This is a genomic window from Streptomyces sp. NPDC085932 (assembly GCF_044540525.1).
GTDB classification, from domain to species: Bacteria; Actinomycetota; Actinomycetes; order Streptomycetales; family Streptomycetaceae; genus Streptomyces; species Streptomyces levis.
Window position 1 is genome coordinate 537,916 of the sequence record NZ_JBITSJ010000005.1, and the last position, 19,677, is coordinate 557,592.

21 protein-coding genes are annotated in these 19,677 nt (G+C 74.7%); 8 read left to right on the forward strand and 13 right to left on the reverse strand.

From position 1 onward, the window contains the following. Positions 1 to 296 precede the first annotated feature (296 nt). The 3 genes from ACIGAQ_RS26475 to ACIGAQ_RS26485 are packed head-to-tail and all read right to left on the reverse strand — an operon-like array spanning position 297 to position 2,424. Positions 297 to 1,073: a methyltransferase domain-containing protein gene (locus ACIGAQ_RS26475; protein WP_362281359.1), complete on the reverse strand. Its 777-nt coding sequence runs from the start codon at positions 1,071 to 1,073 to the stop codon at positions 297 to 299. 20 nt (positions 1,074 to 1,093) lie between these two features. Beyond that, positions 1,094 to 1,732 (reverse strand): DUF2064 domain-containing protein, encoded by a 639-nt coding sequence (locus tag ACIGAQ_RS26480; protein ID WP_362281357.1) that lies wholly within the window; start codon positions 1,730 to 1,732, stop codon positions 1,094 to 1,096. Continuing rightward, on the reverse strand, positions 1,729 to 2,424 hold the full coding sequence (locus ACIGAQ_RS26485; protein ID WP_311679093.1) for a glycosyltransferase family 2 protein: 696 nt from the start codon (positions 2,422 to 2,424) through the stop codon (positions 1,729 to 1,731). The genes ACIGAQ_RS26480 and ACIGAQ_RS26485 overlap by 4 nt, the downstream gene beginning before the upstream one ends. Positions 2,425 to 2,546: 122 nt before the next feature. Here ACIGAQ_RS26485 and ACIGAQ_RS26490 point away from each other — a divergent pair, with 122 nt between their 5' ends. Both ACIGAQ_RS26490 and ACIGAQ_RS26495 read left to right on the forward strand, forming a co-directional pair. Continuing rightward, positions 2,547 to 3,278 carry a response regulator transcription factor gene (locus ACIGAQ_RS26490; protein WP_311679092.1) on the forward strand — a complete coding sequence of 244 codons (732 nt, stop codon included), beginning with the start codon at positions 2,547 to 2,549 and terminating at the stop codon, positions 3,276 to 3,278. Next, positions 3,275 to 4,387, forward strand: a complete 1,113-nt coding sequence (locus tag ACIGAQ_RS26495) for a HAMP domain-containing sensor histidine kinase (RefSeq protein WP_311679089.1) — start codon at positions 3,275 to 3,277, stop codon at positions 4,385 to 4,387. Before ACIGAQ_RS26490 ends, ACIGAQ_RS26495 begins: the two co-directional genes overlap by 4 nt. Positions 4,388 to 4,470: 83 nt before the next feature. On the opposite strand, the gene ACIGAQ_RS26500 is transcribed toward ACIGAQ_RS26495, so the two are convergent. Beyond that, positions 4,471 to 5,472: an NAD-dependent epimerase/dehydratase family protein gene (locus ACIGAQ_RS26500; protein ID WP_399786838.1), complete on the reverse strand. Its 1,002-nt coding sequence runs from the start codon at positions 5,470 to 5,472 to the stop codon at positions 4,471 to 4,473. A gap of 201 nt (positions 5,473 to 5,673) precedes the next feature. Here ACIGAQ_RS26500 and ACIGAQ_RS26505 point away from each other — a divergent pair, with 201 nt between their 5' ends. Then, complete coding sequence (locus tag ACIGAQ_RS26505) at positions 5,674 to 6,237, forward strand: DM13 domain-containing protein (protein ID WP_399786841.1); 564 nt, start codon at positions 5,674 to 5,676, stop codon at positions 6,235 to 6,237. A 31-nt stretch (positions 6,238 to 6,268) separates the two neighbouring features. On the opposite strand, the gene ACIGAQ_RS26510 is transcribed toward ACIGAQ_RS26505, so the two are convergent. The 3 genes from ACIGAQ_RS26510 to ACIGAQ_RS26520 all read right to left on the reverse strand — a co-directional run bounded on the left by ACIGAQ_RS26510 (position 6,269) and on the right by ACIGAQ_RS26520 (position 8,370). Then, a complete protein-coding gene (locus tag ACIGAQ_RS26510) occupies positions 6,269 to 6,643 on the reverse strand; it encodes a fluoride efflux transporter FluC (protein ID WP_399786844.1) in 375 nt (124 codons plus the stop codon). After that, entirely contained in the window at positions 6,640 to 7,170 is a 531-nt protein-coding gene (gene crcB / locus ACIGAQ_RS26515; RefSeq protein WP_399786847.1) for a fluoride efflux transporter CrcB, read from the reverse strand. Before crcB ends, ACIGAQ_RS26510 begins: the two co-directional genes overlap by 4 nt. Before the next feature lie 180 nt (positions 7,171 to 7,350). Beyond that, positions 7,351 to 8,370 carry a 2-hydroxyacid dehydrogenase gene (locus tag ACIGAQ_RS26520; protein ID WP_399786850.1) on the reverse strand — a complete coding sequence of 340 codons (1,020 nt, stop codon included), beginning with the start codon at positions 8,368 to 8,370 and terminating at the stop codon, positions 7,351 to 7,353. A 389-nt stretch (positions 8,371 to 8,759) separates the two neighbouring features. Here ACIGAQ_RS26520 and ACIGAQ_RS26525 point away from each other — a divergent pair, with 389 nt between their 5' ends. Then, positions 8,760 to 9,638: a universal stress protein gene (locus ACIGAQ_RS26525; RefSeq protein WP_399786853.1), complete on the forward strand. Its 879-nt coding sequence runs from the start codon at positions 8,760 to 8,762 to the stop codon at positions 9,636 to 9,638. Positions 9,639 to 9,735: 97 nt separating this feature from the next. Here ACIGAQ_RS26525 and ACIGAQ_RS26530 read toward each other — a convergent pair whose 3' ends face one another. Beyond that, the gene (locus tag ACIGAQ_RS26530; protein WP_399786856.1) at positions 9,736 to 10,332 is read right to left on the reverse strand and encodes a hypothetical protein; all 597 of its coding nucleotides are present in this window, start codon (positions 10,330 to 10,332) and stop codon (positions 9,736 to 9,738) included. 116 nt (positions 10,333 to 10,448) lie between these two features. Between ACIGAQ_RS26530 and ACIGAQ_RS26535 the strand changes: the two genes are divergently transcribed. After that, complete coding sequence (locus ACIGAQ_RS26535) at positions 10,449 to 11,039, forward strand: TetR/AcrR family transcriptional regulator (protein ID WP_311679078.1); 591 nt, start codon at positions 10,449 to 10,451, stop codon at positions 11,037 to 11,039. Between the two features lie 80 nt (positions 11,040 to 11,119). Here ACIGAQ_RS26535 and ACIGAQ_RS26540 read toward each other — a convergent pair whose 3' ends face one another. Then, positions 11,120 to 11,506 carry an STAS domain-containing protein gene (locus ACIGAQ_RS26540; RefSeq protein ID WP_399786860.1) on the reverse strand — a complete coding sequence of 129 codons (387 nt, stop codon included), beginning with the start codon at positions 11,504 to 11,506 and terminating at the stop codon, positions 11,120 to 11,122. Between the two features lie 154 nt (positions 11,507 to 11,660). On the opposite strand from ACIGAQ_RS26540, the gene ACIGAQ_RS26545 reads away from it, so the two are divergent. Further along, positions 11,661 to 12,260 carry a hypothetical protein gene (locus tag ACIGAQ_RS26545; protein WP_399786863.1) on the forward strand — a complete coding sequence of 200 codons (600 nt, stop codon included), beginning with the start codon at positions 11,661 to 11,663 and terminating at the stop codon, positions 12,258 to 12,260. Positions 12,261 to 12,586: 326 nt separating this feature from the next. Here ACIGAQ_RS26545 and ACIGAQ_RS26550 read toward each other — a convergent pair whose 3' ends face one another. After that, positions 12,587 to 13,045 carry a cyclic nucleotide-binding domain-containing protein gene (locus ACIGAQ_RS26550; RefSeq protein ID WP_399786866.1) on the reverse strand — a complete coding sequence of 153 codons (459 nt, stop codon included), beginning with the start codon at positions 13,043 to 13,045 and terminating at the stop codon, positions 12,587 to 12,589. Between the two features lie 277 nt (positions 13,046 to 13,322). Here ACIGAQ_RS26550 and ACIGAQ_RS26555 point away from each other — a divergent pair, with 277 nt between their 5' ends. Beyond that, on the forward strand, positions 13,323 to 14,204 hold the full coding sequence (locus ACIGAQ_RS26555) for a universal stress protein (protein WP_399787165.1): 882 nt from the start codon (positions 13,323 to 13,325) through the stop codon (positions 14,202 to 14,204). Between the two features lie 13 nt (positions 14,205 to 14,217). Further along, the gene (locus tag ACIGAQ_RS26560; RefSeq protein ID WP_399786869.1) at positions 14,218 to 16,599 is read left to right on the forward strand and encodes a glycoside hydrolase family 65 protein; all 2,382 of its coding nucleotides are present in this window, start codon (positions 14,218 to 14,220) and stop codon (positions 16,597 to 16,599) included. A gap of 88 nt (positions 16,600 to 16,687) precedes the next feature. On the opposite strand, the gene ACIGAQ_RS26565 is transcribed toward ACIGAQ_RS26560, so the two are convergent. From ACIGAQ_RS26565 to ctaD, 3 genes are all read right to left on the reverse strand, one after another. Next, a complete protein-coding gene (locus tag ACIGAQ_RS26565; protein WP_362281329.1) occupies positions 16,688 to 17,413 on the reverse strand; it encodes an SDR family NAD(P)-dependent oxidoreductase in 726 nt (241 codons plus the stop codon). Between the two features lie 64 nt (positions 17,414 to 17,477). After that, positions 17,478 to 17,852 (reverse strand): hypothetical protein, encoded by a 375-nt coding sequence (locus ACIGAQ_RS26570; RefSeq protein WP_311679068.1) that lies wholly within the window; start codon positions 17,850 to 17,852, stop codon positions 17,478 to 17,480. Further along, a complete protein-coding gene (gene ctaD, locus ACIGAQ_RS26575; protein WP_311679067.1) occupies positions 17,849 to 19,561 on the reverse strand; it encodes a cytochrome c oxidase subunit I in 1,713 nt (570 codons plus the stop codon). Before ctaD ends, ACIGAQ_RS26570 begins: the two co-directional genes overlap by 4 nt. Positions 19,562 to 19,677 lie beyond the last annotated feature (116 nt).

Genomic DNA, 19,677 nt, shown 5'->3' on the forward strand with positions numbered 1-19,677 from the left:
CTCGGAAGCCCCTTCCAGCTCCTGCTGCTCGTCTGCTCGTTCGCCCTCGCCGCCTACGCGGGCGTGCGCCTCCTGGCCGGCGACTGGTTCGGCGTCGTGCTGTGGGTCGTGGGTGCGGCACTGCTGCACGACCTCGTGCTGCTGCCGCTGTACGCGGTCGCCGACCGGGCCCTCGTGCGAGGCCTCGACGGCGTGGGCCGCCGGGATCTGACCCTGTACGTGCGGGTCCCGGCGGCCCTGTCCGGGCTGCTGCTCCTCGTGTGGTTCCCGCTGATCGCCGGACTGGTCGAACAGCGCTACCGGTCCGCCACCGGGCTGCCCGCCGACGTGTTCCTCGGCCGCTGGCTGCTGATCACCGCGGTCCTCTTCGGCGGGTCGGCACTGCTGGCGGCGCTGCGGGCGCCGCGGCTGCGCAGGGCGGCGAACCGCCGTCCGCCGGCCGTCCACTGACCGGCCGGCTCCCAGTCCCGGGCGTACCGCAGCAGCGCGCGCGTGCCCAGCCGCGCCCAGGGGAAGGGGGAGCCGTCGGCGGCCCGGGCGTCGGTGATGCGGACGCGCACCCGCTCGTCGACGTCGACCGGGGCGGTCTCCGCGAGGAGCAGACCGCCGGGGCGCAGCAGCCGGGCGACCCGCTCCAGCAGGGCGCGCGGGTCGCCGCCGATGCCGAGGTTGCCGTCCATGAGCAGCACGGTGTCCCAGCGGCCCTCGCCGGGCAGCGGCTCGAAGACCGACCGCCGCAGCGCCCGGCCGCCGAGCCGCAGGGTGTGCTCGACGGCGGCCTCGCTGACGTCGATGCCGAGCACGGGCCGGCCCCGCCCGGCGAGTTCCGCCACCAGCCGCCCGGGCCCGCACCCCACGTCCAGCACCGTCCCCTCGCACCGGTCGAGGACGTCCCGGTCGACCGCGTCGGCCCGGGCGCACCAGCGCTCCACCTCCAGGGGCAGCAGCCAGCCGTCCGCGCGCCGCAGGAACAGCGGGCCGTGACCGGCGCGCAGGGCCGCGTCGTACGGGTCGGCTCCCGCCCAGGGGGAGAGGGGAGCCGCGGCGGAGGGCCCCGGGAGCCGGCCCGGCACGGACGTGCCGGACGGGGCGCTCACCGGGCGGCGCCCGGGCCGGAGGCGGGCGCCGCGGCCGTGCAGCCGGCCAGGCGCGCCGCGAAACGGCCGTGGGGGACGAGAGCCGCGACCGCGTGGGCGTCCGCCGCCGTGTCGACGTCGCGCAGGCGTGGCAGGTCGCGCACGCGCAGGCCCGCGTCGACCAGCCGCCGCCGCTGCACCGCCCCCGTCACGGCCGTGGACATGGGCACGCCCCGCAGCAGACCGGGATCCGGCTCGGCCAGGCCGAGTGCCCAGAAACCGCCGTCCTCCGCCGGGCCGAACCAGGCGTCGACGCCGGAGAAGTCCACGGTGAGCAGCTCCGGCGTCACCTGCGGGGTGTCCATGCCGACGAGGAGAGCCGGGCCGGTGCAGCGCGCGAAGGCCGCCGCCAGCCGTTCGTCGAGTCCGCCCGCGCCCTGCGGTACCACGTCGAATCCGGGCGGCAGCCAGGCGCCGGGCCTGCCGTCGAGGACGAGCACGCGCCGGGCGGCGGGAGCGGCCGCGACGGCGCGCAGGGTGTCCGCGAGCGCCGCCTCGGCCAGCTCGGCGGCCTGCCGCGGCGTGAACGGCGGAGTGAGCCGGGTCTTGACCCGCCCCGGGCGCGGTTCCTTGGCGATGACGAGCAGCGTGGTCAACGGACGGTTCCCCCTTCACGCGCGGGCGTCTCGGCCAGCACGCGGCTCATGTCCCGGACGGCCTGCCACGTCCCGCGCCAGGTGCCCGTCACCTTGGAGGCACCGGTGCGCGGCAGGTACGGCACGTCGTGCTCGGCGATCCGCCAGCCGGCGTCGGCCGCGCGGACGACCATCTGGAGCGGATAGCCGCTGCGCCGGTCGGTGAGACCGAGGGCGAGCAGCGGCTCGCGCCGGGCGGCGCGCAGCGGACCGAGGTCGTGCAGCCGCACCCCCGTACGGCGGCGCAGCATCCGCGCGAGGGCGAGATTCCCGGCGCGGGCGTGCGCGGGCCAGGCCCCGCGGCCCCGTGGCCGTCGCCGCCCGAGCACCAGATCCGCCCCGCCGTCGCGCACTTCGCGCACGAAGGGGACGAGGAGCGCCGGATCGAGCGAGGCGTCGCAGTCGCAGAAGCACACCACCTCGGCGGTGGCGGCGGTCAGTCCCGCGTGGCAGGCGGCGCCGAAGCCGCGGCGGGGCTCGCGCACGACGGTCGCGCCGAGCGCGCGGGCGACCTCTGCCGAGCCGTCGGTGGAACCGTTGTCGACGACGAGTGCGCGCCAGCCCGGCGGGATCCGGCCGAGCACCCAGGGCAGGGCATCGGCCTCGTTCAGGCAGGGCAGCACCACGTCGACGTCCGAAGGTGTCGTCGTCACGGTTTCACCCTACGAACGCGAATCGGGCATAACGGACCACCGCTCCTTACGAAACCCGGACGTCACGGGCCGCAGGGCGGCCCGGCCCCCCGTCCGTGGCGGCGCGGTGCCACGCTGGGGGCATGCAGCAGCCGAACGAGCCCGCCGGAGCGGGCGAGGAACCGTCGCGGATCCTCGTCGTGGACGACGATCCGACCGTCGCCGAGGTCGTCGCCGGATACCTGGACCGCGCCGGCTACGCCGTCGACCGCGCCGACGACGGTCCGGCCGCCCTCGCCCGCGCCGCCGCGCACCGGCCGGACCTGATCGTGCTCGATCTGATGCTGCCGGGCATGGACGGCCTGGAGGTGTGCCGGCGGATCCGCGGACAGGGCCCCGTGCCGGTCATCATGCTCACCGCCCGCGGCGACGAGGACGACCGCATCCTCGGTCTGGAGGTCGGCGCCGACGACTACGTCACCAAACCCTTCAGCCCCCGTGAGCTCGTCCTGCGCGTGGAGTCGGTGCTGCGCCGCAGCAGGCCCGCCGCCCCGGCGCAGCGGCTCGCGGCGGGCGGCCTGACCGTGGAGCCGGCGGCCCGCCGCGCCACCAAGAACGGTGACGAACTCTCCCTCACGCTCAGGGAGTTCGACCTGCTGTCCTTCTTCCTGCGGCACCCGGGACGGGCGTTCGGACGCGAGGACCTGATGCGCGAGGTGTGGGGCTGGGACTTCGGCGACCTGTCGACCGTCACGGTCCACGTCCGCCGGCTGCGCGGCAAGGTCGAGGACGACCCCGCCCGGCCCCGGCTGATCCAGACCGTGTGGGGCGTGGGTTACCGCTTCGACCCCGCGGGCGGGGAGGACCCGTCGTGAACGACACGCTGCTGATCGCCCTGTACGCCTTCGCCGGCGCCGCCGTCAGCGGGCTGGCCGGTGCGGGAGTGCTGCGCCTGATCCGGCGCCGCTCGCTGACCGCCTCGCTCGCCGTGGTCGCGGCGGTCGGGGTGGTCGCCATGCTCGCCGGCACGCTCGCCGTCGCCTGGGCGATGTTCCTCTCCCCGCACGACCTGACGGTCGTCACCACCGTGGTGGCCATGGCGGCCGTCGTCTCCCTGGCCACCGCGCTGCTGCTGGGCCGCTGGGTCGTCGCCCGCAGCCGCGCCCTCGCGGTGGCCGCACGGTCCTTCGGCGACGGCGGGGACTTCACCGCGCCGGACGGCCCGGCGACCGCCGAACTGGAGTCGCTCAGCCGCGAACTGGCCGCCACCAGCGCCCGGCTCGCCGAGTCCCGGCAGCGCGAGCGCGCGCTGGAGACCTCCCGGCGCGAGCTCGTCGCCTGGATCTCGCACGACCTGCGCACCCCGCTGGCCGGGCTGCGCGCCATGTCGGAGGCGCTGGAGGACGGCGTCGCCGCCGACCCCGACCGCTATCTGCGGCAGATGCGCACCGAGGTCGAACGCCTCAACGACATGGTCGGCGACCTCTTCGAGCTGTCCCGCATCCACGCCGGCACCCTGCCCCTCGCCCCCACCCGGATGTCGCTGTACGACCTGGTCGGCGACGCGCTGGCGGGAGCCGACCCGCTGGCCCGGGAGCACGGCGTGCGGCTGGTGGGCGGCAGGATCGAGCCCGTCCCGGTGGAGGTGGACGGCAAGGAGATGAGCCGCGTCCTGGGCAATCTGCTGGTCAACGCCATCCGTCGCACCCCGGCCGACGGCACGGTCGCGATCGCCGCCGAGCGGTCCGCCGACGGTGTCGTGGTGTCGGTGACGGACGGCTGCGGCGGCATCCCCGAGGAGGACCTGCCGCGCGTCTTCGACACCGGCTGGCGCGGCACCCACGCCCGTACGCCCCCGGCGGGCGCGGGCCTCGGCCTCGCCATCGTCCGGGGGATCGTGGAGGCCCACCAGGGCCGGGCCACCGTGCGCAACATCCCCGGCGGCTGCCGCTTCGAAGTGGTGCTGCCCACCGCCGCGTCCTGACGCGGGCGGCACCACCGGCCCCCCAGGCCGTGTCCGCGCGGTCCCTCCTGCCCGACGCCCGGGAGGGACCTTGCGAACACGCCCTACACCCCCCGCATCCCGGCCCGGGCGAACTCCGCCATGCCGGCCCCGAATCCCACCTCCGCACGCCACCCGAGCTCGCGCCGCAGCCGCGTGGAGTCCGCGGTGATGTGCCGGACGTCGCCGAGCCGGAACTCACCGGTGACGGACGGCTCGGGGCCCCCGTACGCGGCGGCCAGGGCCGCTGCCATCTCGCCGACGGTGTGCGCCTCGCCGCTGCCGGTGTTGTACGCCGTGAGCACCCCCGGGGCGGCCCCGGCCTCCAGCGCCACCGCGTTGGCCGCCGCCACGTCCCGCACGTGCACGAAGTCCCGCCGCTGCCGGCCGTCCTCGAAGACGCGCGGTGCCTCGCCCCGGGCGAGCGCCGAGCGGAAGAACGAGGCGACACCGGCGTACGGGGTGTCGCGGGGCATCCCCGGCCCGTACACGTTGTGGTAGCGCAGCGACACGGCCGAACCGCCGGTGCAGCGGGCCCAGGCGGCGGCCAGGTGCTCCTGGGCGAGTTTGGTCGTGGCGTAGACGTTCCGGGGATCGGCCGGGGCGTTCTCGGCGACCAGACCGGGCAGCAGGTCCTGCCCGCACACCGGGCAGGCGGGCTCGAACCGCCCCGCCTCCAGATCGGCGACGGCCCGCGGCCCGGGCCGTACGGCCCCGTGGCGCGGACAGGTGTACCGCCCCTCGCCGTAGACGACCATCGACCCGGCCAGCACCAGGTGCCCGACGCCGGTCTCCGCCATGGCGGACAGCAGCACGGCCGTCCCCAGGTCGTTGCGCGAGACGTATTCGGCCGCGTCCGCGACCCCGTCGCCGAGCCCGACCATCGCGGCCTGATGACACACGGCGTCCACCCCGGCCAGGGCGCCCCGGACGGCGTGCGGATCCCGCACGTCGGCGCCGGGATCCTCCCGCACGTCGAAGACGACCGCCTCGTGCCCGCGTTCCCGCAGGACGGAGACCACTTGGGATCCGATGAACCCGGCACCGCCGGTGACCAGTACACGCATACGGCCACGCTAGGGCCGTACCGCCGCCGCGCCCCGGGACGGCGCCCGTACGTCACGACTCCGTAAGGCGACGGGCGCGCCGGTCAGGCGGACGCAACGATTCCGGCGGACGTAAGGGTTTCGTCATCCCCCGAACCGCCCCGGACGCCCGCCTCCTGCGTTGAATGGGGGCAGGACGACGGACTGTCAGAAGGTGGTGGCATGGGACGGGTGTGGAGCGCGCTGGTCAGGCCGTGGGTGATCGGCGTGCTGGCCGTGGCGGTCGCCGGGGCCGGTTTCGGGCTGTACTGGTTCCAGCCGTGGAAGCTCTGGCAGGACGAGACCGTGCGGGAGGCGCTGCCCGGGGGCGCCGCGCGCCCCCCGGCTGCCGCACCGCCGTCCGGGGCGTCGCCCACCCCCGCCCCGGCCGGTCCCGAGGCGCTCGCGAGCGGCGAGCTGATCAGCCACGAGCACGCCACCTCCGGCACCGTGAGGCTCCTGCGGCTGGCCGACGGCAGCCATGTGGTCCGCCTGGAACGGCTCGACACCAGCAACGGCCCCGACCTGCGCGTGTGGCTCACCGACGCGCCGGTGAAGGAAGGCCGGGCCGGCTGGCACGTGTTCGACGACGGCGACCATGTCAGCCTCGGCAAGCTGAAGGGCAACAAGGGCAGCCAGAACTACGCCGTGCCCGACAACGTCGACGTGAGCCGCTTCAGCAGCGTCAGCATCTGGTGCGACCGCTTCGACGTGTCGTTCGGGGCGGCGCGGCTCGCCCGGGTCTGACGCGGGCCCGGGGCGGTTCGGCCGGGAGCGGCTACCCCAGCAGGAACTGTGCGGCCGCGCCCCCGAGGAAGGCCGCCCCGAGCCCCGCGACGACGCTGAGGACGACGTTGGCCACGGCGGACGGCTTCGCGCCCGTCTCGGCCAGGCGGAGGGTCTCGAAGGAGAACGTGGAGTAGGTGCTCAGCGTCGCGCACAGCCCGGGCCCGACCAGGTGCTGAAGCGCGGGCGGTACGGCCGTGGCCGTGGCGGCGCCGGTGAGGAAGCCGAGCACGGTGCAGGCGGCGAGGTTCACCGCGACGGTCCCCCAGGGGAAGACGCCGCCGTGCCGGGCCTGGACGGCGCGATCGACGAGATAGCGCAGGGGCGCGCCGACCGCCGCCCCCACGACGACCATCAGCCAGTTCACGCCTCGCCCTCCGTCCTCGCGGCCCGCGGCAGGGCGAGCAGCCGGGTGAGCCCGGCCCCGGCCCACACGGCGAACAGCGCGGCCGCGAGCGTGGCGGCGAGGTAGAGCAACGCGGTTCCGGCACGGCCGTCCCCGAACAGGGCGCGGGCGTCCACGGCGTAGGTGGAGAACGTGGTGTAGCCGCCCAGGACGCCCGTGCCGAGGAAGGGCCGCACGAGGGGGTGCGCGGTGGTGCGCTCGGTGATCAGCACCATGAGCACGCCCATGGCGGCGCTGCCGCTGACGTTGATCCAGAACGTGGTCCACGGGAAGGCGCCCGGGACGGTGGGCCACAGCAGGGTGGCGCCGTAGCGGGCGCAGGCGCCGAGGACGCCGCCGGCCACGACGGCGGCGAGGATCTCGGCCTGACGCCGCCGGGGCCCGGGGGCCTTGCGCGGGGGCCAGGGGTCGACGGCCGTGTCGGGGTCGACGGGCCGGGTCCGCCGGCCGTCGGCCGGGGCACTGTCGTCGGGGCGGTCGGGTCGCACGGCGTTCAGGCTCCTACCTGATCGGCTCGGACCGCGTGCGGGCACGCGGAGGGGTCAGGCAGGGACCGTTGGCGGCCGGCACGACCGCGGTTGGGTACGGCGGGCCCCACCGCCGCACTGCCACTCGGCTCGGGGCGGCAGTACGACCAGGTTACCGGCTGCGCCGAGAGCGGCCTGCGCCTACTGTCCCCGGCCGTCCGGGACGGTCAGGGTGTTGTCGCTCGTGCGGCCGGCGGCGTGGTCCTCGACGTTGCGCGCGGTGCTCTCGGCGATCTGGCCCACGGCGTCCCGGGTGAAGTACGCCTGGTGCGAGGTGACCAGCACGTTGGGGAAGGTCATCAGCCGGGCGAGGCGTTCGTCGGTCATCACCTCCAGGGACTTGTCCAGGAAGAACACCCCCGCCTCCTCCTCGTACACGTCCAGGCCGACGCCGGCGAGCCGGCCGGCGCGCAGGGTGGCCAGCAGGGCGTCCGTGTCGACCAGTCCGCCGCGACTGGAGTTGACCAGGACGGAGTCCGCCTTCATCAGGTCCAGCATCGCGGCGTCCACCAGGTGGTGCGTCTCCGGCAGCAGCGGTACGTGCAGGCTGACCAGGTCGGACTCGGAGAAGAGCCGCTCGCGCGGGACGTACTCCATGCCGAGCGCCAGGCACTCGGGGTTCTCGGCGACGTCCCAGCCCAGCAGGCGCATGCCGAAGCCGTGCGCGATGCGCGTGAACGCCGTGCCGATCTTGCCCGTCCCCACCACGCCCACGGTCCGGCCGTGCAGATCACGGCCGAGCAGGCCGTCGAGGCGGAAGTCGAACTCGCGCGTGCGGTGCGCGGCCCGGACGACGCGGCGGCCCACGGCCAGGGCCAGCGCCCAGGCGAACTCCGCGACCGAGTAGGGCGAGTAGGACGAGACCCGCGCGACGGTCAGGCCGAGTTCCCCGGCCGCGTCCAGATCGATGTTGTTGTGACCGGTGGCCCGCTGGGCGATCATCTCGACGCCGGCCCCGGCCAGGCTCCGCAGCACCTCCGCGTCCAGGACGTCGTTGACGCTGCTGAGGACGATCCGGTGACCCGCGGCGGTGGGCGCGGTGTCCCGGTCGAGGAACGGCTCCAGGCAGCGCAGTTCGTGCCGGTCGCCGAACCTCCGGTCGAAGGCCTCCCGCAGCAGGGGCCGCTCGTCGGTGAGGACTCCGTACGCGATGATCTTCACGTCATTCCGCTCCCGCCTCGGTGACTTCGTCCCAGCTGCGACCCTAGGCCGCCCCCGGCGTTCGCGCCCGGGCCGTCCGGCCCCGCCACGGGGCCGGACGGCCCGTCCCGGCGGTGGCCGCGCATCCCGTTCGGCCCGGCTCCTGCCTCCCGCCCGGCCGTGCGGACGCCCTCACCCGGGCCGGTCGGTCCCCACGGGGGACCTGCGGCCCCTCCACGGGACCCACCCGTCGGCGCGACGCTGGGACCGGCGAGACGATGCTGCCGTGACGCGAGAAGCGTTCGTGCGGGAAGCCGGGAAGCCGGGAAGCCGGGAAGCCGGGAAGCCGGGAAGCCGGGAAGCCGGGAAGCCTGGAGGGCGGGGGCAGCACGGGCGGAAGGGTGTGGACGATGGACCTGCCGATCGTCGTCGGCGTGGACGGCTCCGAGTCCAGCCTGCGGGCCGTGGACTGGGCGGCCGACGAGGCCGCGCTGCGCGAGGTCCCGCTGCACGTGCTGTACGCGTCCCTGTGGGAGCGCTACGAACAGGCCGTCTTCCCCATGGCCCCGGAACGGTCGGAGCGGCTGCTCACCGACGTCCTCGTGACCGCCGCCGCCCGACGCGCCCGGCGGCGCGTACCCGGCATGCGGGTCACCACCGAGGTCGTGGCGGCGGGGCCCGTGCCCGTACTGCGCCGGGCGGCGGGCAAGGCCTCCGCGCTGATCGTGGGCGACCGAGGTCGGGGCGGCGCCGGCGAGCTGCTGCTGGGCTCCGTCGGCCTGGCCGTGGCCGGGCGCGCCGACGGGCCGGTGGTCGTGGTGCGCGGCGACGCCGGCCGGCAGGGTGCTCCACGCGGGCAGGGCAGGCGGGTCGTCCTGGGCGTCCCCGGCGAACCCGACTCGACGCGGGCGGCGCGCTTCGCCCTCCGGGAGGCGGCCCGGCGCCGGGTGCCGCTGGAGGCCGTGCGCGCCTGGCACCGGCCGGCGCCCGAGGCCACCGACTTCCCCCTGTTCACCGGCGAACCCGCCGACGCGTACCGGCAGCGCGCCGCCGAGACGCTCGATGCCGTGCTGCGCGGCCCGGCCGGGGAGCATCCGGAGGTCGAGGTGCACCGGCGGATCGTCGAGGGCCACGCCCGCATCGCGCTGCTCGGCGCCTCGGCCGACGCCGATCTCCTCGTCATCGGGGCCCGTCACCCCCATGGGCGCTTCGGCCTGCACATCGGCAGGGTCACCCACGGCGTGCTGCACCACGCCGGGTGTCCCGTGGCGGTCGTCCCCGAGCCGTGACGGACCCGGCCCGTGCGGGCCGAGGAGGATGACGCACCGGAGCGCGCCGCGGGATGCGGCGCGCTCCCTCCGAGTGGGGCACGTGGGGGGCACGTGGTCACACGGCCGCGCGGTCCGCCGGTCCGCCGGACCGCTCCAGGCGCAGCAACCGGAGCGCGGAGACGAGGAAGAACACCCCGCCGAGGAAGGCGTAGCCGGCCAGCGAGGTCAGCGAGGCGCCGTCCCGGCCCGCCTGGACGACGAACGAGCCTCCGGCCAGGGTGGACAGGGCGCCGCTGGCGATCATCGGCCACTGTCCCGCCATGCCGCGCCGCAGCAGGGCGACGACCAGCTGGGCGAGGCCCGCGGTGATCGCCCAGGCGCCCCAGACGCGCAGGACGGCCGGGATGCCGGAGAAGCAGGCGGCGGCCAGGGCCGCGGCGGTGAGCGTGCTGAGCACGATGTTGGCCTGCAGACCGCGCACCGGCCCGCCGTCCGGCCTGGCGGACCGCAGGTCGACTACCGCGCAGGCCACGTCGAACAGGGGGTAGATCACCAGCAGCGTCGCACTGAGGGGCCCCAGGGAGCGCGCGGAGCCGAAGAGCAGGGCGGCCCACACCGCGGCGAACGCGAAGCGCAGGACGTACAGGCGGCGCAGTGCCGCGGACGAGCCGGCGACGGGGGCGGGGGCGGGGGTGACGACGGAGCCGCGCATGGAGGGCCCCTTTCTCGGATGAGGGAGAACGTTCGGTCTTGCTGAGCATCCAAGGCTCCCGGACCCCTAGTTGTCAAGACCGAACGTTCTCCCTCGTCGGCTGGTACGGTGACGCCATGAGCGCGCGCACAGAAGGCGGAAGCACGTCCGAGGCACGGTCGCGGCTGCTCGGCACGGCGACCCGGATCTTCTACGCCGAGGGGATCCACTCCGTCGGCGTGGACCGGATCATCGCCGAGGCCCAGGTCACCCGCGCCACGCTGTACCGGCACTTCAAGGGCAAGGAGGACCTGGTCCTCGCCTACCTCGCACTGGCCGACCAGGGCATCCGCGGGCAGGTCGAGGCCGTCCGGGCACAGGGGCTGCCGGCGGCCGACACGGTCCGCGGCGTCGGCCGGACCATCACCGAGGGGATCCGGTCCGACGGTTTCCGCGGGTGCGCCTTCCTGAACGCGGCGGCGGAGTACCCCGATGCCGCGCACCCGGTCCATCAGGCCGTGCTGGCCCATCGGCAGTGGTTTCTGGAGACGGCCACGGAACTGCTGGCGCAGGCCGGCTGCGCGCCCGCCGACGAGGCAGGGCGTCACTTCGTGATGCTCCGGGACGGTGCCATGGCGGCAGGGTGCCTCTTCGACCCCGCGCTGATCTCGGAGACCTTCCTGCGCGGCGTCGAGGACCTCCTGCGCACGCGCACGGCCCCGGCCTGAGGCGACCCCTGAGGGGCACCAGGGGAGCCTTGGCGGCCCCGCCCGTCCCGTACCCGGGCGACGGGCTGCCGGCGGCGGTGTCAGCCCCCGGCCTCGCCCGCGGAACGGGCGCTCATCGCGTCGGCGGCGGCGGTCGGCGGCAGGCCCGGCAGTACCTCGAAGGCCCCGGCCACACCGGTGTACCGGAACAGGCGCCGCAGGAAGGCCCCGCCACCGACCAGGCGCAGCCGGCCCCGGCGTGCGAGCACGCGGTTGCGGGCCCGGCACAGGACGCCGAGCCCCGTGCAGTCGATGAAGGAGACGGCCCGCAGGTCCAGGACCAGGTCGGGGCACGGGCCGGCGGTCAGCTGGTCCAGCCGGTCCCGCAGGGCCGGCGCCGTGAGCAGGTCCATCTCGCCGCGCACCGTCACGACGCGGGCCGTGCTCTCGGCCGGCCGGGGGGTGGACCTGCGGGTGCTCTCGGACATGGTCCGAGCAAAGCCCGCGAGCGGCGCGCGCGGTAGGGCCGGTCGGCCCATGTCCGACAGGGCCGTAGGAACCCATCGCGGCGACCGGTCGTACGGGAGGCGCCGGCCGGGCCGGGCGGCGCAGACTGGAAGCACTCCCGTGAGGGGAGGCGCGATGACGCAGAGGCCACGCAGGAACGCGGCACCGGTGCGGCTGTGGCGGTGGCGGAGCAATCCGCTCCGCCGGCGCAGCGACCGCGTCGAGGCCTGGATCCTGCTCGCCTGCTGGGTCCTCGCCGTGCTGTGCGGGGCTGTCGCCGCCCTCGCGGCGGCCACGGCGGTGGACGGTGCCCTCTCCGCGCAGCGCGCGCAGACACGTGCCGTACCCGCCGTCCTCACCGAGCGGGCGCCGAGGACCCCGCCGGTGACGACGGACGGCTCGGGCGGCGACACCGTGTGGGCCACGGTGCGCTGGACGGCACCCGACGGCTCACCGCACACCGGACGCACCGAGGTCGAGCCGGACGCCGCGGCGGGAACACGCGTGACGGTGTGGACGGACCGCGCCGGCGATCTCGCCGAGGCGCCCCTCGGCCCGACGGAGTCGATGTTCCAGGCCGTCGGCACCGGAGTCCTCGCGGGGGCCGGCGCGGCAGCGGCCGTCTGGGCGTGCGGGCGGCTGGCGCGCCTGCGGCTGGACCGGCGGAGGCTGGAGCGGTGGGACGCGGAGTGGGCACGGGTCGGACCGCAGTGGAGAAGACGGATGACCGGCTGACCCACACCGCCCCACCCCGCAGCAGACCGAGCGGGCGACCGCCCACCCCACGGCAGACCGAGCCGGGCGGCGACCGCCCCATCCCACGGCAGACCGAGCCGGGCGACAACCACCCCACCCCGCAGCAGACCGAGCCGGACGGCGACCACCCCACCCAGCAGCAGACCGAGCCGGGCGGCGACCACCCCACCCAGCAGCAGACGGGGCCGGGGCGGCCGCCCCAGCCCGCAGCAGGCCGAGCCTCACGAACGCCACGCCCGCAGCAGACCGAGCCCCACGGCGCCACACGCGAGCGGATTTGGCCGGACAAGGGGGCCCGGGTCCGCTCAGATCCGGCTGCCGCTGCCGTACAGGGCGTACAGGTCGAGCAGCCGGACGCGTGAGGCGTGCAGCCGGTCGGCGATCACCCGGCCGACCCACTCCGCGACCGCACGGCCGAACTCGGCGTCCTGGGCGCACATCGCCCGCACGGCCTCCGCGTCGAACTCCCAGGCCCGCACCGGGCTCGCCGCCTCCGCACCCAGGTGCCACACGTACGGCGCGAAGTGCCACGACCAGCCGACCAGTTCCCCGTGTCCCAGGGACTGGACGACGGCGGCCCGCCGGCCCGGCACCCGCAGGTCGAGTTCGACCGCCCCGGTGCGCACGATCCAGAACCGGTCGGCACGTCGGCCTTCCTCGAACAGGCGGGTGCCCACGTCGAAGGACACCTCGCGCGCGAGGCGCATCAGCCGCTCGCGGTGCCCGGCGGTGAGACCCGCGGACAGGTTGGTGGTGGCAGTCATGGCTCCCTCTCCCTTCCGCCGCCCCGCAGCACCGCGCGGCACGTGCGGGGTGTGCCCGCGGCCCTCCCGGGCTGCCCGGGCCGGGTCCGCTGACCTCAGCCTGGGCCCGGCGCCCGCCGCGCACCAAGGGCCGAACGGCCCCGGCGGGGGGCCGACCGCCCCTCGCACGCGGCCGCTCCGGGTGCGACGGTGGGAGTGGACCCGAGGACGTGCATCCGTGGACGTGCATCCGTGGACATGGATCCGTGGACTGCCCGAGTACGAGGCGGTGGGAACGATGACGACGGAACTGCCCCTGGTCGTGGGCGTCGACGGTTCGGACGGCAGCCTGCCGGCGATCGACTGGGCGGTGGACGAGGCCGCCCGGCACGGACTCCCGCTGCGGCTCGTCCACGGCTCCCTCTGGGAGCGCTACGAGGGACTCGCCCCGTCCGTCGGGCTGGCCCGCCCCCCGGGCCGTCTGATGGCCGAGCACATCGTCGCCTCCGCGGCGGAACGCGCCGGGCGGCGCAACCCCGACGTGAAGGTCACCACCGACGTGCTCCTCGCCGACGCGGCGGACGCCCTCCTGCACGAGGGCAACAACGCCACCGCCCTGATCACCGGATCGCGCGGCCGAGGCGAACTGAAAGGGCTGCTGCTCGGTTCCGTCGGGCTGGCCGTCGCGGCCCGCGCGCACTGCCCCGTGATCGTGGTGCGCGGCGATGGCGCCGGGCCGACCGGCCCCCACGAGCGGATCCTGCTCGGCGTCGGCGGCCCCGCCACCGGCGCGGAAGCGGTGCGCTTCGCCTGCCACGAGGCCGAGGCCCGCGGCTGCGTCCTGGACGCCGTACGCGCCTGGCGCTGCCCCGCGCGCGAGGCCGCCGACGAGGACCCGCTCGCCGAGGCACCCGGACGCGGGCACGAGGAGCGGGCCCGCGCCGAACTCGACGCGCTGCTGCGCGACGCCACGGCCCGGCACCCCGGGATCCGGGTGCGCCGCACGACCGTGGAGGGCCCGGCGGGCAAGGTGCTCGTGCACCGTTCGGCCGCGGCCGACCTGGTGATCGTCGGGGCCCGGCGCCGGCAGGGGCAGTTCGGGCTCCAGCTCGGCAGGGTGGCCCACACCCTGCTGCACCACGCCGAGTGCCCGGTGGCCGTCGTTCCGCAGCGCGTCTAGGAGGATACGGCCCGTGACGGACCGGATCTGGGAGTACGAGGGGTACCTGCCCGCCGAGGAGCGGCTGCGGGAGTCGCTGTGCACGCTGGGCAACGGCTGCTTCGCCACCCGCGGCGCGCTGCCCGAGTGCGCGGCCGACGACGTCCACTACCCGGGCACCTACGCGGCCGGCTGCTACAACCGGCTGGTGTCCGAGGTCGCCGGACGCCGCGTGGAGAACGAGGACCTCGTCAACCTGCCCAACTGGCTGCCCCTGCGCTTCCGCATCCCGGGCGGGGAGTGGCTCTCCCCGGACACGGCGACCGTCCTGGACCACCGGCAGACCCTCCACCTCGACGAGGGCGTGCTGGAGCGCCGCACCCGCTACGGCCTCGGCGGCGGGCGGGTCCTGGCGGTACGGCAGTGGCGGCTGGTGCACATGGCCGATCCCCATCTCGCGGCGCTGCGCAGCGAGTTCACCGCCGAGGGCTTCTCCGGTGAGCTGGACGTCGAGGCCACCCTCGACGGGACCGTGCGCAATGCCGGGGTGCCGCGCTACCGCGACCTGGACGGCCGCCACCTCACCCACGTGCACACCGGGGCCGCGGGGCCGGACACGGTGTGGCTGCGCTGCCGGACGCGCACGTCGGACATCCGGATCGGCATGGCCGCCCGGCTGACCGCCACGGAGCCCGTCGCGGACCTCCCCGCACCCGCGCGCGCCGTCCAGCGCGTCACCCTGACGCTGGTCCCCGACCGCACCGCCACCGTCGACAAGACCGTCGCCCTGCACACCTCGCACGACCCGGCGATCAGCGACCCGCTGCAGGCCGCCGTCGACCGGGTCGGCGCGGCACCGGCGTTCGACCGGCTGCTCGCCACCCACCGCACCGCCTGGGCCCAGCTGTGGCGCCGCGCCGAACTGGACGTGCCGGGGGAGTCCGGTCACATCCTGCGTCTGCACCTCTTCCACGTGCTGCAGACCCTCTCCCCGCACACCGCCGAACTGGACGTGGGCGTACCGGCCCGGGGACTGCACGGCGAGGCCTACCGCGGGCACGTGTTCTGGGACGAGCTGTTCGTCCTGCCGTACCTCAACCTGCACTTCCCCGAGGTGTCCCGGGCCCTGCTCCGCTACCGCCACCGGCGACTGGAACGGGCGTGCGCCGCGGCCCGGGCCGCAGGCCGGCGCGGCGCGCTGTATCCGTGGCAGAGCGGCAGCGACGGACGCGAGGAGACCCAGCAGCTGCACCTCAACCCCCGCTCGGGCCGCTGGCTGCCCGACCACACGCATCTGCAGCACCACGTCGGCTCGGCGATCGCGTACAACGTCTGGCAGTACTGCGAGGCCGGTGGCGACGCGGAGTTCCTGCACACCAAGGGCGCCGAGATGCTGCTGCAGATCGCGCGCTTCTGGGCGGACTCGGCCACCTGGGACGCGCACCTGGGGCGCCACCGCATCCGCGGGGTGGTCGGGCCCGACGAGTACCACGAGGCCTACCCGGACGCCGAACGGCCCGGCCTGGACGACAACGCCTACACCAACGTCACGGCGGCCTGGGTGCTCACCCGCGCCCTGGACGTGCTGCGCACCCTGCCCGAGCCCCGCCGCCGCGAACTCGTGGAGCGCATCGCCCTGGACGCCGGCGAACCGGACCACTGGGAGGACGTCTCCCGCACCCTGCACGTACCCTTCCACGACGGGGTCATCAGCCAGTTCGAGGGCTACGGCGACCTCGCGGAACTCGACTGGGACGACTACCGCAAGCGCTACGACGACATCCGCCGCCTCGACCGGATCCTGGAGGCCGAGGGCGACACCGTCAACCGCTACAAGGCGTCCAAACAGGCCGACGTGCTGATGCTCGGCTACCTCTTCTCACCGGCCGAACTGCAGAAACTCTTCCGGCACTTGGGGTACCGGCTGGACGAGCGGACCTGGCAGCGCACCGTCGACCACTACCTGGCCCGCACCAGCCACGGCTCCACCCTCAGCGGCCTGGTCCACGGCTGGGTCCTGGCCCGGTGCCGGCGGGCCGAGGCGTGGACGTTCTGCCAGGAGGCCCTGCGCGGCGACATCGCCGACCTCCAGGGCGGCACCACCGGCGAGGGCATCCACCTGGGCGCCATGGCCGGCACCCTCGACCTGGTCCAGCGGGGACTGACCGGCCTGGAGACCCGGGCCGGGGCCCTGTGGCTGGACCCGGTGCCGCTGCCGGAGCTGTCGTCGTACGGGTTCTCCATCGCCTACCAGGGCCACTGGGGCATCCGCCTGCGCCTCACGAGCGGGCAACTGGAGATCGCCGTACCGCCGTCCGACCTGCCGCCCATCGACGTCGAACTGCCCGACCGGGCGATCGGCGTCCAGGCCGGGGAGACGGCCCGTCTGCTCCTCACGGACGGCCACGAGGGATGACCCGACTGCCCCGACCCCCTTGCCGGCCCCCGTGTTCCGGCGAGCGACGGGTTCGACTGCGAGCCGCTCGACCACGCGGAGGTCCGGCTCAGAGGGCGGTGCCCGTCTCCTCGGCCAGCGTGCGCAGGAGACGGTCCTGGAACGCCCGGTCGTGGACCGCGGCATGCGGCTCCCGCCGCTCGCCGTGGTACCAGTAGCCGCCGGTCGTCAGGGCCCCGGGCTCGTCGCTCACCGCCAGCCACTCCTGGGTGCGGTGGCCGAGTTCGAGGTCGTCCGGCGCGCCGGGACCGCCCATCTTCGTCGGCACCCAGCCGGGATCCACCGCGTTGCTCGGCACGCCGGGACGCAGTCGGGCCACGGCGGCCGCGAGAGTCGTGACGAACAGCTTGCTGTCGGCGTACGAACCCGCGCTGCCACCCCGCCAGTCCACCCCGTCCAGGACGGGACGCCCGCCGTAGTGCGAGCCGCTGCTCAGGTACACCAGCCGGCCCACCCCGCGCAGTAGCGCCGTGAGCAGATACGGCGCGATGACGTTCACCGGCATGACCGCCGGCCCCCGCCACACCCCGGCGTTGTGGACGACCGCGTCCAGCGGGGGCACCTCGTCGAGCTCCCCGGCGACGCGCCGTACGGCGTCCCGGTCGGTGAAGTCGCCGACGACGAGCCGCGCCCCCCGCTCGACGAGCGCGTCGAGCTCCTTCGCGCGCTCCTGGTTCCGGGCGTGCACCACCACGTCGTGCCCGGCCGCGAGCAGCGTGCCGGCCGCCGCCCGGCCGAGCCCGTCCGCGGAACCGGTCACCAGGATCCGACTCACGACCACACCACCCTTACGAGACCGGGACTCCTTCCCACTGTGCACCACCCTGCGGCCCGGCCGGTCAGCGGGTGAGCACCTCGGCCAGGGAACCGACCCCGGCACCGCACGTCAGGACCGCGCAGGCGGCCGCCGCGTGCCGGCGGAGCAGAACGCGGCGCAGGGCGGCGTAGCGGGCCTCGTACTCCTCGCGCAGCTCCCCGGCCCGGCGGACCGTGCTCTGCAGCAGCCGGCGGGTGACGTCCAGCCGCAGCCGGACGTAGTGGCCGGTGAGTTCCTCGGCCTGAGCCGTGGTCAGCCACGGCAGCCGCGACCGCAGTTCCTCGGCCTCGCGGCGGATCTGCTCGTGATGGGCGTGCGCGAGCAGATAGCCCTCGGCCTCCGCGGCCAGTACGCCGGGCCGTTCCCCGTCCAGCGCGTCGTGGCCGCCGGGCGTCACGGCCGGTCGCCCTTGTGCCCCTCGGCGTCCACGACGTCACGCCGCCCGGTGTTCTCCGCCTCGTCCAGGACGGCCACGTCCGGATGGCGCAGGTCGAACGCGGGGGACTCCGAGCGGATCTTGGGCAGGGTCAGGAAGTTGTGGCGGGGCGGTGGGCAGGAGGTGGCCCACTCCAGGGAACGGCCGTACCCCCAGGGGTCGTCGACCTCGACCCGCTCGCCCCTCTGCGCGGTGCGCCACACGTTGTAGAGGAAGGGCAGCGTCGACAGGCCGAGGAGGAAGGCGCCGATCGAGGAGACGGTGTTGAGGGCGGTGAAGCCGTCGGCGGCCAGATAGTCGGCGTAGCGGCGGGGCATGCCCTCGGCGCCCAGCCAGTGCTGCACCAGGAACGTGGTGTGGAAGCCGACGAACAGCGTCCAGAAGTGCACCTTCTCCAGGCGTTCGTTCAGCATGGTGCCGGTCATCTTCGGCCACCAGAAGCTGAATCCGCCGAACATCGCGAAGACGATCGTGCCGAAGAGCACGTAGTGGAAGTGCGCGACGACGAAGTAGCTGTCGGTGACGTGCCAGTCGAGCGGCGGGGAGCCGAGGATGACCCCGGTCAGGCCGCCGAAGAGGAAGGTCACCAGGAAGCCGGCCGCCCACAGCATGGGTGGCTCGAACGACAGCGACCCCTTCCACATGGTGCCGATCCAGTTGAAGAACTTCACGCCCGTCGGCACCGCGATCAGATACGTCATGAACGCGAAGAACGGCAGCAGCACCGCGCCCGTGGCGAACATGTGGTGCGCCCACACCGTCACCGACAGCCCGGCGATGGCGATCGTGGCACCGATCAGACCCGTGTACCCGAAGATCGGCTTGCGCGCGAAGACGGGGATGATCTCGCTGATCACGCCGAAGAACGGCAGGGCCAGGATGTAGACCTCGGGGTGGCCGAAGAACCAGAACAGGTGCTGCCAGAGGATCGCGCCGCCGTTCTCGGGGTTGAACACCTGCGCTCCGAACCGCCGGTCCGCCTCCAGCACGAGCAGCGCGGCGGCCAGGACCGGGAAGGCCAGCAGCACCAGCACCGAGGTGAGCAGCACGTTCCAGGTGAAGATCGGCATCCGGAACATCGTCATGCCCGGGGCGCGCATGCAGATGATGGTGGTGATGAAGTTGACCGAGCCCAGGATGGTGCCGAAGCCGGACAGCGCGAGCCCCATGATCCACAGATCCCCGCCCACGTAGGTGGTGCGTTCGCCGCCGCTGAGCGGGGTGTACGCGGTCCAGCCGAAGTCGGCCGCGCCCTGCGGGGTGAGGAAGCTGCCCAGCACGATCAGGCCGCCGAGGAGGAACAGCCAGTACGAGAGCATGTTCAGGCGCGGGAACGCCACGTCGGGCGAGCCGATCTGCAACGGCATGATCGCGTTGGCGAAGCCCGCGAAGGTGGGCGTCGCGAACAGCAACAGCATGATCGTGCCGTGCATCGTGAACGCCTGGTTGTACTGCTCGTTGGAGAGGATCTGCAGTCCCGGCCGGGCCAGTTCCGCCCTGATCGCCATCGCCAGCGCACCGGCGATCAGGAAGAACAGGAACGATGTGATCAGGTACAGATGCCCGATCTTCTTGTGGTCGGTGGTCGTCACCCAGGAGACGATCACCATGCCCCTGCCGCGGCGGCCCGCCGCGGGTACTGGCGCAACCGGTTCAGTGTGTGTCGCCATCAGTTCCTCGATCGGCAGCGGTTTTCTCGACGGGCGCAGCGGGGAGTGCCCAGCCCGGAGGAACCTAGCCCCGCCGATTGGGCCGATCACCGTGCGTCGCGGTCCGATGGGCCGAA